At 69.2% G+C, this 14,285-nt stretch carries 12 protein-coding genes; 4 read left to right on the top strand and 8 right to left on the bottom strand.

Annotated features, from left to right (window positions below; genetic code table 11):
• Positions 1 to 35: 35 nt before the first annotated feature.
• From ACRDSK_RS00380 to ACRDSK_RS00370, 3 genes are all read right to left on the bottom strand, one after another.
• Positions 36 to 1,604: a fatty acid--CoA ligase gene (locus ACRDSK_RS00380; RefSeq protein WP_431437783.1), complete on the bottom strand. Its 1,569-nt coding sequence runs from the start codon at positions 1,602 to 1,604 to the stop codon at positions 36 to 38.
• Between the two features lie 36 nt (positions 1,605 to 1,640).
• The gene (locus ACRDSK_RS00375; protein ID WP_431437782.1) at positions 1,641 to 2,213 is read right to left on the bottom strand and encodes an FcoT family thioesterase; all 573 of its coding nucleotides are present in this window, start codon (positions 2,211 to 2,213) and stop codon (positions 1,641 to 1,643) included.
• Between the two features lie 62 nt (positions 2,214 to 2,275).
• Positions 2,276 to 3,307, bottom strand: a complete 1,032-nt coding sequence (locus ACRDSK_RS00370) for an AfsR/SARP family transcriptional regulator (RefSeq protein WP_431437781.1) — start codon at positions 3,305 to 3,307, stop codon at positions 2,276 to 2,278.
• 268 nt (positions 3,308 to 3,575) lie between these two features.
• Here ACRDSK_RS00370 and ACRDSK_RS00365 point away from each other — a divergent pair, with 268 nt between their 5' ends.
• From ACRDSK_RS00365 to ACRDSK_RS00355, 3 genes are all read left to right on the top strand, one after another.
• Positions 3,576 to 5,915, top strand: a complete 2,340-nt coding sequence (locus tag ACRDSK_RS00365; protein WP_431437780.1) for a TOMM precursor leader peptide-binding protein — start codon at positions 3,576 to 3,578, stop codon at positions 5,913 to 5,915.
• A 96-nt stretch (positions 5,916 to 6,011) separates the two neighbouring features.
• Positions 6,012 to 7,418 (top strand): SagB/ThcOx family dehydrogenase, encoded by a 1,407-nt coding sequence (locus ACRDSK_RS00360; protein ID WP_431437778.1) that lies wholly within the window; start codon positions 6,012 to 6,014, stop codon positions 7,416 to 7,418.
• A gap of 182 nt (positions 7,419 to 7,600) precedes the next feature.
• Positions 7,601 to 8,206: a response regulator transcription factor gene (locus ACRDSK_RS00355; protein WP_431437776.1), complete on the top strand. Its 606-nt coding sequence runs from the start codon at positions 7,601 to 7,603 to the stop codon at positions 8,204 to 8,206.
• Here the strand turns inward: ACRDSK_RS00355 and ACRDSK_RS00350 are convergent.
• Positions 8,087 to 9,352: a sensor histidine kinase gene (locus tag ACRDSK_RS00350; protein ID WP_431437775.1), complete on the bottom strand. Its 1,266-nt coding sequence runs from the start codon at positions 9,350 to 9,352 to the stop codon at positions 8,087 to 8,089. The genes ACRDSK_RS00355 and ACRDSK_RS00350 overlap by 120 nt on opposite strands.
• Before the next feature lie 580 nt (positions 9,353 to 9,932).
• Positions 9,933 to 10,475: a sigma-70 family RNA polymerase sigma factor gene (locus tag ACRDSK_RS00345; protein ID WP_431437774.1), complete on the bottom strand. Its 543-nt coding sequence runs from the start codon at positions 10,473 to 10,475 to the stop codon at positions 9,933 to 9,935.
• A 158-nt stretch (positions 10,476 to 10,633) separates the two neighbouring features.
• On the opposite strand from ACRDSK_RS00345, the gene ACRDSK_RS00340 reads away from it, so the two are divergent.
• On the top strand, positions 10,634 to 11,356 hold the full coding sequence (locus ACRDSK_RS00340) for a hypothetical protein (protein WP_431437773.1): 723 nt from the start codon (positions 10,634 to 10,636) through the stop codon (positions 11,354 to 11,356).
• Positions 11,357 to 11,374: 18 nt separating this feature from the next.
• On the opposite strand, the gene ACRDSK_RS00335 is transcribed toward ACRDSK_RS00340, so the two are convergent.
• From ACRDSK_RS00335 to ACRDSK_RS00325, 3 genes are read right to left on the bottom strand one after another with little or no spacing between them, the layout of a single operon-like run.
• Positions 11,375 to 12,133 (bottom strand): ABC transporter ATP-binding protein, encoded by a 759-nt coding sequence (locus ACRDSK_RS00335; protein WP_431437772.1) that lies wholly within the window; start codon positions 12,131 to 12,133, stop codon positions 11,375 to 11,377.
• A gap of 17 nt (positions 12,134 to 12,150) precedes the next feature.
• Positions 12,151 to 13,254, bottom strand: a complete 1,104-nt coding sequence (locus ACRDSK_RS00330) for a FecCD family ABC transporter permease (RefSeq protein ID WP_431437771.1) — start codon at positions 13,252 to 13,254, stop codon at positions 12,151 to 12,153.
• Between the two features lies 1 nt (position 13,255).
• A complete protein-coding gene (locus ACRDSK_RS00325) occupies positions 13,256 to 14,281 on the bottom strand; it encodes an ABC transporter substrate-binding protein (RefSeq protein WP_431437770.1) in 1,026 nt (341 codons plus the stop codon).
• Positions 14,282 to 14,285: the final 4 nt, after the last annotated feature.

Below are 14,285 nucleotides of genomic sequence, written 5' to 3'. Positions count from 1 at the left end.
GGCGGTTCGGGGGAATCGGGTTGCTGCGGCCGGGCTCAGCTCACGCGGCGCTCGTGGCCGTCCCAGAACCGCTCGCGCAGCTCGCGGCGGAGGATCTTGCCGCTCGGGTTGCGCGGCACCTTGTCGACGAACTCGTAGTGCAGCGGCGACTTGAACGTGGCGAGCTTTCCCTTGAGGAACAGCGCGAGCTCCCGTTCGGTGAGCTGCTCGCCCTCCACCGGCACCACGAACGCGTAGACGGCCTCGCCCCAGCGTTCGTCGGGCACACCGACCACGGCGGACTCGGCGACCGCGGGGTGCCTGCCGATGACGTTCTCCACCTCGGCGGGGTACACGTTCTCCCCCGCGATGATGATCATGTCCTTGATCCGGTCGCGGATGTACAGGTAGCCGTCCTCGTCCAGCACACCGGCGTCTCCGGTCACCACCCAGCCGTCGACGAGGGTCTTCGCCGTGGCCTCCGGCAGGTTCCAGTACTCGAGCATCGCCGCCGGGGTGCGCAGCCAGACCTCACCGATCTCACCGGCCGGCAGCGGGTTGCCCGCCGCGTCGGCGACCTTCACCGCGAACCCTGGGTACGCCCGTCCTGCGGCCTGCATCCGGGCCCCGTCCGGCACGTGGTCGGACGGCGGCAGGCACATCGCGGTGTTGCCGGTCTCGGTCAACCCGTAGATCTGGGCGAACTCGCAGCCGAAGCCCTCGACACACCGGGCGAGCAGCGCCGCGGAGATCGGCGCGCCACCGTAGATGACCTTGCGGAGGGTGGCGAAGTCGTCCTTGGTGACACCCGGCTCGGCCAGCAGGAGTCGCAGCATCGCCGGGACCATGCACGCGGTCGTCACGCCCAGCGTCCGGATCAGCTCCACCGCGCCGGCGGTGGTGAACTCGCGCATCACGACGTTCGTGACACCGGCCGCGAAGCCCTGCGTCGACCACCACAGGCCGCCGATGTGGAAGCCGGCCATGCCGATCAGGCTGCGGTCGCCAGCGCGCCAGTCGATCCAGTCCAGGTCGGCGGCGGCCAGCGCGTCGCGGACCGCGAAGAAGCTGCGGTGCGCGAGAACCACGCCTTTCGGCAGCCCGGTGGTGCCGCTGGTGTACATCTGCGCGAGCGGCGTGTCCGGACGGACCCGGGAGAGCACGTCGACGTCCGGCTGCCGCGCCACCCAGTCGGCGAACCCGGCACCCGGCGCGCCCGGCTGGTCCAGCGGCAGCACCTGGCTCAGCCGCGGCAGCTCGGGGGCGAGCCGGGCGGCGGTCGCCTCGGCGTCGGCGTCCACGAACAGCAGCGCCGTACCGGAGTCGCGCAGGATGTGCTCGACCTCCTCGGGGGCCAGCCGCCAGTTGATCGGCACCAGCACGACACCACTCTTCGCCGAGCCGAACAGCAGCTCGTAGTAGTGCTCGGACTCCTTGCCGAGGTACGCGATCCGGTCCCCCGGACGCAGGCCGGCCGCCTGGAGACCGTGCGCGACCTGGTTGCTCACCCGGTGCAGCGCGGCGTAGTCGACCCGCCGGCCTTCGCAGATCATCGCGACGGCATCCGGCTGTCGAGTGGCGTGGTGGCGCACCACGTCGACGAGCGTGCGCAACTGAACGGTCACCGTGTCTCCCTCTCCTCGCTGCACTGGTGTGGGTGCTCAGGCCGCGTTGGCCTGGTAGCCCATGCCCGGCGGCTCGACGAGTGCCATGCGCACCTCACCGTCGGCGTGGCCGCCCGAGGCGTCCCAGAACTGCCACGGCATGTCGACGAGCTGGATCGCTCGCCGCACGTTGCGCACGCTGAAGTCGCCGAACGACACCGCGCCGGTGAAGGAGGCCGAGTCGATCGGGCGCCGGAAGTTGCTCCTGAAGTTCGCGATGAGCATGTCCGGCAGCTGTTTGGCCCAGTAGTCCTCCATCGTCCAGGCGTCGAACGCCGGCAGGGCCTGCTCCTGCACGCATTTCGCGATCAGGTAGTACATCAGCTGGTTGAAGCAGATGTTGACCTCGACCGAGTTCAGGTGGCCCGTGTCGTCGATGTAGCACGAGTGGGGAATGGAGAACTGGCCTTCCGCGATTGCGAGCCCGTCGGCCGTGTCCACGGTGGCGGACTTCAGGTACTGCGTCTTCGGTCGCGCGTACGGTCGCAGAACACCGGACAACAGTTCCGGGTCGTTCGCGAACGTCATTCGCCCGCGGTCCGCATCACTGTGCAAGGGCGACGTGGTCATCGTTCCTCCTCACCGCATTCGACATCGAAACCGATATCGAAACAGAACGTAGGTGCCAACGGTCATACACCGGTAACAGCGGGCGAATTCTCCCGGGCGCGCACCAGACCTGGCTGTGCGAGACGGTCGAGCAGCATCTCCGAGGTCAGCGAAAGGTCCATGAGGACGGGGTCCGCCGACAACAGAGCCACGTGCAGTGCCTTGATCCGTTCGGACGGCTCGATGCCGAGCTCATGCAGCATCCGCTGCCGGAAGCGCATGTAGACCTCGAGTGCCGCGGATGCGCGGCCCGCCCGGTGCAGCGCGATCATCAGCATGACGTGAGCGGACTCGTGCAGCGGGTGCTCCACTACGAGCGAGGCGAGCTCGCTGATCATCTCGCGGTGCCGGCCGAGGCACAGGTCGGCGTCGATCCTGGTGGTGTGGGCGTAGAAGCGACGCTCCTCCAGCCGGGCGACCTGCGCGCGCAGGCACGTTCCCCACTGTCCCTGATGGACGACGCTGCCGCGCCACAGGGCGAGCGAGCGGCGAAGCTTCTCGGCCGCGCTCTCGTAGTCGCCGGCGCGCATCGCGGCGGTGCCGGACGTGACCAACTGGTCGAACTCGGTGATGTCCAGCTGCTGTGCGTCCACTCGCAGCGTGTACCCGCCGGAGCAGGTGAGCAGCACCTCATGGGTGATGTGCTCCACCGAGGTGCCGAGCACAGCCTGGAAGAGCTTGCGCAGCTTGAAGATGTATGTCTGCAGCGTCGAGTTCGCGGTGCGAGGTGCGTTCTCGCCCCAGAGCTCCCTGATCAGCGCCGAGGCCCCGACGGGCTTGTTGGCGTTGAACAGCAGCGTCGCGAGTATCAGCCGCAGCTTGGGCGCGCTCGGTGCGACATCGGCCTCGACATCGGCGTCGGCGGGCCGGATGACCAGCGGACCGAGCAGCTCGAAACGCAGATCCGTACGCGGATCGCCGGCTGCGGACTTGGACCCGGCCGGCTGTGGCCAGAAGTCCGGCTCCGGAACCTCGGTCTCTTCCAGCAACGTGGCGAGGAGAGTCAACTTCTCCTCGTTCGTCATTAATTCCAGTTCGTCTAACTTGGTGACCATTCTAGGGACCTCGCTATCAGCCAGACCCACCGCACTTCCGCCTCCGGGAACCCGGTTCGACCGTCCCGGGAGGATGCGAAGATCATCGGTTTTACGACAACTCAACGCTATTCCTACCGAGGTGTGAGCCGATAGTGACGAGGTCATAAATGGGTGATGAGTAATGGGGAGTGAGCAGGTGAGCGGCGCACTGTGCATCGCACCGCGGACAAGGCAGCCTGGACTCCAGGCGCGCTCCAGCGCCGGTCGAGCGATGTGGGGAGCTGTCATGACCACGTCCGAGCAGGCCGCGGGCCTCACGGTCGGCTTCAAGCGGCACCTTCGGCCTCACGTCGTCCGAGGCGAGGCCGTTTACCTGCTTTCCGAGCGTGGCACGACCTCGGTCGAGGGCGCCCACGTCGAGGCGCTGGCCCCGCTGCTCGACGGCACCAGGAACCTCGCCGAGCTCCGCCGGGAGGTGCCCGACGGCATGGCACCGGCCGAAGCCGGCGCGATCGTCACGCGGCTGGTCGACGCCGGCCTGGTGGCGCTGCGCACGCCGCCGGACTCCGAGCTGGAGTCCACGGCGGATGCGCCGACGCTCGCCTACTGGGAGGCCACGGAGCTCGATCCGGTGAGCGCCGTACGGCGTACCCGCGCCACCCGGGTCCAGGCGATCGCCGTCGGGGAGTTCGGGAGCAGGTCTGCCACGGACGCGACACTCGCCGCTCTCGACGGCGCCGGACTGGACACCGCCGAGGGGCCGGCGGACCGCCTCACCGACGATGCCGACATCTCCGTCGTCCTCTGCGAGGACTACCTAGACGCTCCACTGGCCCGCATCGACGCCCTGCATCGCGCGGCCGGCCGCCCGTGGCTGCTGGCCAAGCCCGGCGGCGCCCAGGTCTGGATCGGCCCGATCTTCGAACCCGTCAGTGGCACCGCCTGCTGGCACTGCCTCGCCCACCGGCTTCGCGGCCACCGCAGGGCCGAGACACGCCTGCGTAACCTGGTGGACGGGCAGGCCCCGCTCGCCCCGCCCGCCGTGTCGCTGCCTCCGCTCGGCACGGCCGCACTGAACCTGATCGCGCTCACCGTGGTGCAGTGGGCGGCCGGGCTGCGCCGCGGAAGGCAGTCGTCCGTGTGGACCCTCGACAGCCTTGACATGTGCGGCAGCCACCACGAGCTACGCCGGCGGCCACAGTGCGCGGCCTGCGGCGACGCCGACCTCATGCGGCGGCAGACCATGCGTCCGGTGACGCTCGGCAGCCGGCAGAAGGCCAGCCGCGGTGGTGGCGGGCACCGGTCCATGTCGGCCGAGCAGGTCATGCGGCGCCACGAGCACCTGATCAGTCCGATCACCGGTGTGCTCAAGGAGATCACCCGTGATGAGCGCGGCCCTGCCTTCTTCAACGCGTTCCGCGCCGGGCCGAACCTCGCACTGAACGCGAGTCGGCGGTTCGAGCACATGCGATCGACGCTTCGCGCGGAGAACGGCGGCAAGGGGATCACTCCCCTGCACGGCCGGGTGAGCGCGTTGTGCGAGGCGATTGAGCGGCACAGCGGCCACTACCACGGAGACGAGCAGCGGATCGTCGGCAGCTATGCCTCGCTTCGCGACGACGCCGCCCAGCCCGCGATCCATCCCGACGCGTGCCAGCTCTTCGACGAGCGTCAGTTCGCCGACCGGGCGAGCTGGAACGCGGCCCACTCGTCCTTCCAGCACGTGTGCGACCCGTTCGACGAGTCGGCCGAGACAAGCTGGACGCCGGTGTGGTCGCTCACCGAGTCGCGGCACCGGCTGCTGCCCACGGGAATGCTGTACTTCGACGTTCCGCCCGAGCACGGTGGCGGTGGCACGGTCAGCGCCGACTCCAACGGCAACGCGGCCGGCAGCAGCCTCGAGGACGCGCTGCTGCAGGGTCTGCTCGAGCTGGTGGAGCGCGACGCGGTCGCCCTGTGGTGGTACAACCGGACCCGGGCCCCGGCGGTCGACCTCGACAGCGTCGAGGACCCCTGGGTCGCCGAGCTGCGCGAGACCTACGCGGCTCTGCGTCGCGACGTCTGGGTGCTGGATGTATCGTCAGACACCGGGATCCCGACCATGGTCGCGTTGTCTCGCCGCACGGACAAGGCGTGCGAGGACATCATGTTCGGGTTCGGGGCACACCTCGACCCCACGATCGCGCTCACGCGCGCGCTCACCGAGATGAACCAGCTGATGCCCGCGGTCGTCGAGGCCGGCCGCGACGGACGGTACGACTGGTCCGACCCGGACGCCGTTCGCTGGTGGCGCACCGCCACCTGGGCCGGAAACGCCTACCTGCGGCCGGATCCCGCAGTGCCGGCACGGAGGCTCACCGACTACAGGCACTCCCCCACGAACGATCTCCACGAGGATGTCACCACGGTCCGGCGCAGGCTGGAGGACATCGGGCTCGACGTGCTGGTGCTGGACCAGACTCGGCCGGACGTGGGCCTTCCAGTGGTGAAGGCGATCGTGCCGGGGATGCGCTCCTTCTGGTCCCGCTTCGCGCCGGGTCGGCTGTACGACGTGCCCGTGCAGCTCGGCCGGCTGGCCCGGCCCACCTCCTACGACGACCTCAACCCCCTCCCGTTGTTCGTGTGAGCCCTCGCACGGGCCCCGACCCCAGGAGCGACCTTGCCTCCCCAGTCCGCCGCTCCAGCTCCGAAGAGCCGTCTGCTGTGGTCATTCCGTGAGGACGTGGCCATCGAGTCGGCCGAGGACGGCAGCGTGACCGTCTTGACTCGCTGGGAGGACGTGCGCGTGGACCCGCCCACGCCGGCGATCAAGGAGACGCTGCATCGGATGACGCTGGGGCCGGTCGCACTCACCAACGTGGCCGACCTCGTCTGCGACGACGTGCACGACCTGTTCCTCCGGCTGCCGGGTTGCGTCGTGTGCTCGCTGTGCCTGCCGGACTCGCCCACGCCGCTGCTGTCGGCCACGCCGGTCTCCCCGCGCGACACGTTCGAGCCGCCCGAGCTCGCCGCCGGTGCGCGGATCCGCCTGTCCCGGTTCGCCTTTCTCCGCGTGCACGACGGTGAGCTGCTGGTGGAGTCCCCGCTGTCGCACCACCAGGTCGCGCTGCACCGGCCGCTCGCCTCGTGGGTGGTCGGTTCCCTCGCCAGGCCCACGACCTGCGCCGAGGTCGCCAATCGCGTCAACGTCGCCGAGCCGCTGGTCGAGGAGATCGTCGCCTTCCTCGCGGCAGCGGACATCGTGGTCGTCGGGGACGTCGAACCAGACACAGCCGAGCCGTCGGCGCGGCCGGGCGCCCCCCGGTTCGCCGAGGACACCGATCCGGCGCTTCTCGCCTGGTCGCCGCATGAACTGCTGTTCCACTCGCGCACCCGACTGGGGCGGCACGACGGTCCGGCCGGCGCGGTGTTCCGCCACGTCGGCCGGCTGCCGCCGTTGCCGGCGGTGAAGCCGCCGCCGGACGGGCCCCGGTTCCCGCTGTACGAGCCAGACCTCACCACCGCGTCGAACGACATGTCGCTGACCGAGGCCATCGAGGGGCGCCGTTCGGTACGCCACTTCGCCGATGAGGGCCCTTCCCTCGAGCAGCTCGGCGAGCTGCTGTACCGGTCGGCCAGGGTCCGCTCGCAAACCGAGATACTCGGCGCCGGGTTGGTGAACTACACGGTTACCGAGCGCCCGTACCCGAGCGCCGGCTCGCTGTACGAGCTCGACCTTTACCTGACGATCGACCGCTGCGCCGGGTTGCCACGCGGGATCTACCACTACGACCCGCAGGGCCACGCGCTCACCTTGGTCAACGAGAACCAGGCGCACACCGACGAGCTGCTGGACAACGCGATGATGCTCGCCGGCGCCCGTCGGCGGCCGCCGACGCTGATCACGATGACCGCTCGCCTGGGTCGCCTGTCCTGGGTCTACGACGGCATCTCGTACACCACAGCGCTCAAGCACGTGGGGGTGCTGCAGCAGACTCTCTACCTCGTCGCCACGATGCTCGGGCTCGCGCCGTGCGCGCTGGCGATGGGCGACAGCGAGGTGGCGACCGCCGCGTTCGACCTCGACTGGCCGGCGGAGGTCAGCGTCGGCGAGTTCGTCGTCGGTCTCCCTGCGAAGACGCCGGATTGAAATTCCGGCAAATCGTGGCGGAAATAGCCAACACTTTTGTGACCAGCCACGAGGACCGTTACGAGAATCGGCTGAACCTCGACAGAAAGCGTTGTCACGGCAGGGCCTTCGTGTTCACGAACGATGCAGATGCCGACGAAGCGTGGTAGAACGGGCACATCGGGCAGCCCGAAGGGGGCCACATGATCAAGGTGATGCTCGCCGAGGACATGCATATGATTCGCGGCGCCTTTGCGGCCCTGCTCAACCTCGAACCGGATATCGAAGTGGTTGCCGAGATCGCCGACGGGACCGAAATTCTCCCGACGGCGCACAAGGTTCGGCCCGATGTCGCGGTCGTCGACATCGACCTGCCGGGCAAGGACGGCCTGACCGCGGTCAGCGAATTACACGAGGAGTTGCCGGACATCCAGACGCTGATCGTCACCGGACTGTCGCGGCCGGGGAACCTGCGCCGCGCCTTATCGGCGAAGGTAACCGGCTTCCTGTTGAAGGACGCCCCGCCCGATCAGCTCGCGGACGCGATCCGCGACGTCGCAGCCGGCCGTCGGGTCGTCGACAGCCAGCTTGCCATGGCTGCCTGGGACAGCGCGGAGACGCCGCTGACCCCGCGTGAGACCGAGGTTCTTCGCCTCACCGCGGAGGGGATGCAGGCCGACGACATCGCCTCACGACTCTTCCTCTCGGTCGGCACGGTCCGCAACTACCTCACCACGATCATCAGCAAGCTCGGTGCACGCAACAGAGTCGATGCGATCCGGATCGCCCGGGAGGCCGGCTGGCTGTGACGTCACGTCCGACTGGTCGCGTTGCTGGCGTTGCGGTCGCAGAGGGACCTGAGCCCGTAGCCGGAACAGCTTGTGCTCGCGTTCGGCGGTGACCGAGCCGCCGATCTCCGCGGCCCGCACGGAGAGGTTGTGCAGCCCGCCGCCACCACCACCGGACGGGGTGGGTGTCCGGGCCCGGTGCACGTCGTCGTTGACGATCTCGATCGTGGCGTGGTCGCGTGACTGCCTGATGATGATCTCGCAATGCTTCGCCTTGCTGTGCCGGAGCAGGTTGGTCACTCCCTCGCGCAACACGGTGGCCAGCACGGTGCTCACCCGGACAGGCAAGTCCGTGTGGTCTGCGTCGATCTGGACGTTGACGTCGGCGGCGGAGAGCACGGATGCGGCCGAGCGGCACTCCTCCTCCAACGACAACTCCCGATAGCCGCTGGCGACCGTGCGGGCGTCGGACAGCGCCAGCCGGGAGATGTCGAGGATCTCCAGCAACTGATCGCTCGCCTCCCGCGGCGCCTTCTCGATCAACCGGTGGGTCAGCTCCACCTTCAACGTGATCGCCGAGAGGCTGTAGCCGAGCAGGTCGTGCAGGTCGCGCGCGAACCGCAACCGCTCACGCAACACGGCCATCCGCGCGATCTCGGCGCGGTTGCGCTGTACCTCCACGACCAGCGCGCGCAGCCGGGACAGCCCGTACACCACCAGACCAGTCGTCACTGTCGACACGGAGGTGTAGAGGATGTCGACAGGCACGCCTGTGAACTGCGCCTGCGCGAACCCCATGCTGGCCACGATCACGCCGAACACCGGCCAGGCCACGACCGGTCGCAGGGCCAGCAGCACACTGCCGGCGAGGAACCCGGGCATCCCGGCCCAGGCCTGTCCGAAGATCAGGATCGGCAGGTAGGCCAGGCCGGCCTGCGCCGCCAGGATGCCGTACCCGATCGGAGATCGAAACCGCGAAGGTTCACCCGCGTACCACAGCAGTTGCAACAGCAGCAACGCCACGATGCACGCGAACGACAACACGATCCCGCCCACTCCGACGGGCAGGAACAGCACGTGCACGAAGCCGATCAGGCTGATGCTGACGAACACGGCGACGACCACGCCCACCGCCAGCCTCGGCGCCAGCACCGGCCCCGCTCTCACGCTCGACGGCAGGTAACCGGGTGCTGCGGAAGGCTCCACGATGCGCCCCGAACCCGGCTCAACGTAAGGGGTTCGTGAAAGACGCGGACACGGCGCCGGGCACGCCGGCGCGGGTTCCGGGACGGCGATGACGCGCGACGCTACTCAGCGGCTGGTGACCAGGCACAGATCTCACTCCTGACCTCGACGATATTCCTCCTCGCGTGTGTCTCGTACGGGTCCTGGGTCCGCCCGGCGAAGGTTTCCTCCCCCATTTGTCGCCTACCGCAAGAAGCTCGCAAATAGGACACACTATGCGAAGAGACTACACCAGCGTGTGCGGCGAGACTTGATCTTCCGGCAACTGAACTCTCCGTGACAACGGTGCCGGCCGACGAGCCGATGTTGGCCGGAAATGCCTCTACTCTGGGAAAACACGGCCGATCCCGGCCGTGGACCGGCTTCGGCCCCCGGCGCGCCGGTCCACCTGATACGGCCCTGCTCAGCAGGTGTGCCAGCTGCGATGTGCCGGTGTTTCGCGGCGTTGTACGGGTCGGCACGCAGTCGTGCACAATCGGACGGACAGCGTCACCCGTTCGGGCTACCGCCGACTCCCCCGGCCGTGTCGGAGCAGTCCAGGTTCCAAGATCTCGACGAGGTCCTGGCGGGCGCGGGCGACCCTGGATCGAATCGTGCCGACCGCGCAACCGCACACCTGCGCCGCCTCCGCGTAGGCCAGTCCGAGCACCTGCGTGAGGACGAAGGCGTCTCGCCGTTCGGTCGACAACTCCCGAACCGCGAGCCCGATCGACACCGTCTCGTCGATGCCGGGCAGGTTCGGCGCCCGGGCCCGCTCGACGGCGACCTGCCAGTCGTCGTTGGTCGCGAGTCTCGGACGTGTCGACAGTGCCCGGAAGTGGTCGGCCGCCACCCGGCGCGCGATGGCCAGGAGCCATGCCCGCGCGTGGCCACGTCCACTGAACCGGTGTGCACCGGCGAGCGCGCGCACGAATGTCTCCTGGGTGAGATCCTCCGCGTCCGCGCGGCCGACGAGGTAGATGAGAAAACGCCATACATCACGCTGCGTGTTTTGAATGAGCGAGTTGGCCGCGGCGCGGTCACCGCGCCCGGCGGCGAGAGCCATATCGGTGATTGTGTCGTCTAACGCTGCCTCTGACATTTTTTCACCGTAAGCGCGGTTCCGGCGCAGGAGAATGCGATCCAGCGCTTGTCAAGCGCGATTCGTCCGCGCAATTGGTGGTTTGTTGGAACCGGCCCGGCGAACTGTCCGACTACTATCGCGTGGACTGCGAAGAATACCGAGAAGCTCTGTCCGCCCGCCTCGATGACGAGGAGGGCCCCGAGGACGCCGGCATGGCGCCCGACCAGCACCTGGAGCACTGCTTCGACTGCACGCGGTGGTACGACGACGCCGCGCTGATCACGAGGCGGACCAGGACCACGGCCGTGGTGGCGTGGCCGGATGTCACGGAGGCGGTCCTGGCGCGGGTGCCACCGGCGAGCTCGCGCGACGTCAAGCCCCGGGTGACGCTGGCCGGGACCGGTGTGCTGCTGGGTGCCTCCGCCCTGGTCTCGCTTGCCCTGCCGGGCAGCGCCCAGTCCCCGGCGGGATATGAGAACGCCGGATGGCATCTCGCGCTCGGCGTCGCCTTCATCGCCGTGGCCACCCGTCGCGCGGCGCCGGCCGCACTGGTGCCCCTGCTCGGCACGTTCGTCGCGGTGCTGTCCTGGGGCCATGTGAGCGACGTGCTGTCCGGCCGGTGGAACGTGGCCGGCGTGCTGTCGCACCTGCTGGTCGTGCTCGGTCTGGTGCTCGTCGTGCTGCTCGGCAGGATGCCGCCGCCGCGGCGCGGGCCGAGTCCGCCCGTCGCGGTCGCCGGCCGGATCCGGCGTGCGCCGAAACCGGGCAAGGATGCCGGAGCCGGCACGCAGGCCGTGATTCGGAGCATCGCACCGGAATCTCGGTTCGAGTCCCGTCAGAGCTACCGGAAGCGCAACTTCTGACCGCACAGGGAACGACGGTCAGCTCGCCCGTGCGAGAGGCCGCGCTCCGTAGGACACCCGCACGATCCCGTCCTCGTGCTGCTCGGTCACGGCCGACACCCCGAACACGTCCGTCAGAACCTCGGGAGTCAACGCCTCCAGGACCGGGCCGGCCGCTACGACCTCGCCCTTGTCCAGCACCACCAACCGGTCGCAGCTCCGGGCGGCCAGGTCCAGGTCGTGCAGCACCGCGAGGGTGGTCACGCCGGCCGTGCCCACCAGCTCCAGCAGCTCGAACCGGGCGCGGATGTCCAGGTGGTTGGTCGGCTCGTCGAGGACGAGCAGTCGCGGCTGCTGCGCGAGCGCCCTGGCCAAAAGCACCCGCTGCCGCTCACCGCCGGACAGCGAGCCGTAGATCCGCTCGGCGTGGCCCAGCATGCCGGTACGCGCCAGCGCGGAGTCCGCGATCTCGCGGTCCTCAGCGGTCTCCCGCTCGAACATCCCCTGGTGCGGTGTCCTGCCCAGTGCGGCGACCTCCCGCACGGTCAGGCCGGGCGGGATGGGGCTGTCCTGCAGAACCGCCGCGGTGCGCCGCGCGGCGGTCCGGGCCGACATGGACCACACGTCCTCGTCGCCGAGCCGCACCACTCCACCTGCCGGCCGCACCGACCGGTAGACGGTGCGCAGCAAGGTCGACTTGCCGCTGCCGTTCGGACCGATGAGCCCGACGAACTCGCCGGGCAGGACGTCGAGGCTGACATCGCGCAGGATGGGCGTGCCGCCGATCGTGACGCTCACCTGCTGAACCTGTAGTTTCATGAGTGAGAGAGGCTCCGATCCCGGCGCAGCAGCCAGATGAAGAACGGCGCGCCGAACACCGCGGTCAGGATGTTCAACGGCAGCTCGTTGGGTGGATCGACGGTCCGCGACAGCAGGTCGACCGCCACCAGGTAGACAGCACCGACGAGCGCCGCGAGCGGCAGCAACCGGCGGTGGTCGGCGCCGAAGGCGAGCCGGACCAGGTGCGGAACCATCAGACCGACGAACCCGATCCCGCCGGCGATCGCGACCAGCACTCCCGCGACCAACGAGGTCAGCACGATCAGCACCAGCCGCAGCCGCCTGACATCGACGCCGAGCGCGGTGGCCGACTCGTCGCCGGTGACCAGCGCGTTGAGCTGGCGGCCGTGGCACGTCAGCAGCAGGGTCGCGGCGACCACGACGACTCCCGCGACCCGCAGCTGCTCCCAGTGCGCCCCGGAGACGCTGCCGAGCAACCAGAACATGATCTGGCGCATGTTGTTCGGCTCGGTCTGCAGCTGCAGGAAGCTGGTGATCGACGTGAACACGTAGCTGACCGCGACCCCGGCGAGCACCAGCCGCACCGGGTTGAGCCGGCCGCGCTGCTGTCCCAGCACGAACACGAGGACCACCGCGAGCATCGCCCCGAGGAACGCCGCACCGGACACGCCGAGGCCACCGAGCGCGCCCGCGCCGAGTGCCATCACGGCGACCGCACCGACCGACCCGCCCGCCGAGACGCCGAGGATGAACGGGTCCGCCAGCGGATTGTTCACCATCGCCTGCAGCACGACCCCGGCTACCGCCAGGCCCGCGCCGCACAGCGCGGCGAGCAACACCCTCGGCAGCCGGAAGTTCCAGATGATCTGGTCGTGCGCCGGGTTGACCGTCACGGCCTGCCCGGTGAGGTGCCCCCAGACGACCTGCCAGCTGTCGCCGATGGACACCGACACCGAGCCGATCGCGGCCGCCGCGAGCACCAGGACCACCAGGACCACACCGAGCAAGCCGAGGCACAGCGGCAGCGGCACCGCGTGCAACGGTGCCGGCCGGTCCGCCCGGATCCTCGAACCGGCCCGGGGAGCCTCCCGCGCCGCCGGTCGTGTCGTCGTCGTCATGTCAGAACGCGTCCGGATGGACGGCCTCGGCGATCCGCTCGACCGCGAGGTGGTTGCTCGGCCCGAGGTAGATGGAGTCGGACAGCACGACGTACCGATCGTTCTTCGCCGCATCCCACTGCGGGAACTGGTCGAACAGCGCCCGCGCGTCGGCGTCGGAGTCCGGCGCCTGGTAGTTCACCACGATCAGCGCGTCCACGTCGGCCTTCGCCACCTGCTCCTTGCTGAGGTCGGCGAACAGGTTGTCGGTAGCGCCGTCGAACGTGTTGACCGCTCCGGCCTTGGTCAGGATGTCGTTCCAGATTCCGTTACCACCGACGGAACTGAACTCGCCGCCCATCGCCATGCCGGGGACGATCACCATCGCCTTCTGCTCCGGCAGGTCGCCGACTTGGTCCGTCACGGCCGAGATCCGCCGCTCCGACTCGGCGATGACCTCCTCGGCCCGCTCACCGACGCCGAAGATCTTGCCGAAGTCCCGCAGCATTCGGTAGCTGTCCTCGATGGACGGCCGACCGGAAACCGTGCCGACCTCGCCACAGGCGCTGGCCGGCGCGTAGGTGTTGGCGCCGATCCGGGCGAGGTCGTCGCGGGTGGCGAAGCCGGCCTCGGCGCGGAAACCGCCGTCGTAGGTGGAGATCACGAAGTCGGGGGCCAGCCCGACCATCGCCTCGCGCGGGATGTCCATCTGCTCGTTCAGCTCGATGTCGCCGGTGGGCAGCGCCGCGATCGCGTCGACCCGGTCCGGCACCTCCGAGGCGCCGTAGGACTGGGCGTTGGCGACGATCCGGTCGCCGAGTCCGAGCTCGAGCAGCGCGGAGACCTCGGCCACCGATCCGCCGTTCATGACGACCACCCGGCTCGGTGGCTCGGTGAACGTGTACTCCTTGCCGCAGTTCTCGATCGTCACCGGAAAGCCGGGGCGATCCGCGCCGCCCGACTCGGCGGAGGTGGTCGCCGTGGTGCATGCCGTCGCGGCGAGGCACAGGGCGCCGATCACCGCCGGCACGGTCCGCTTGACCTTCATCATG

The sequence above is a fragment of the Actinophytocola sp. genome, from assembly GCF_050699915.1.
Taxonomy (GTDB): domain Bacteria; phylum Actinomycetota; class Actinomycetes; order Mycobacteriales; family Pseudonocardiaceae; genus Actinophytocola.
The sequence above is the reverse complement of the archived record's forward strand: the minus strand, read 5'-3'. Positions and strand labels throughout refer to the sequence as shown.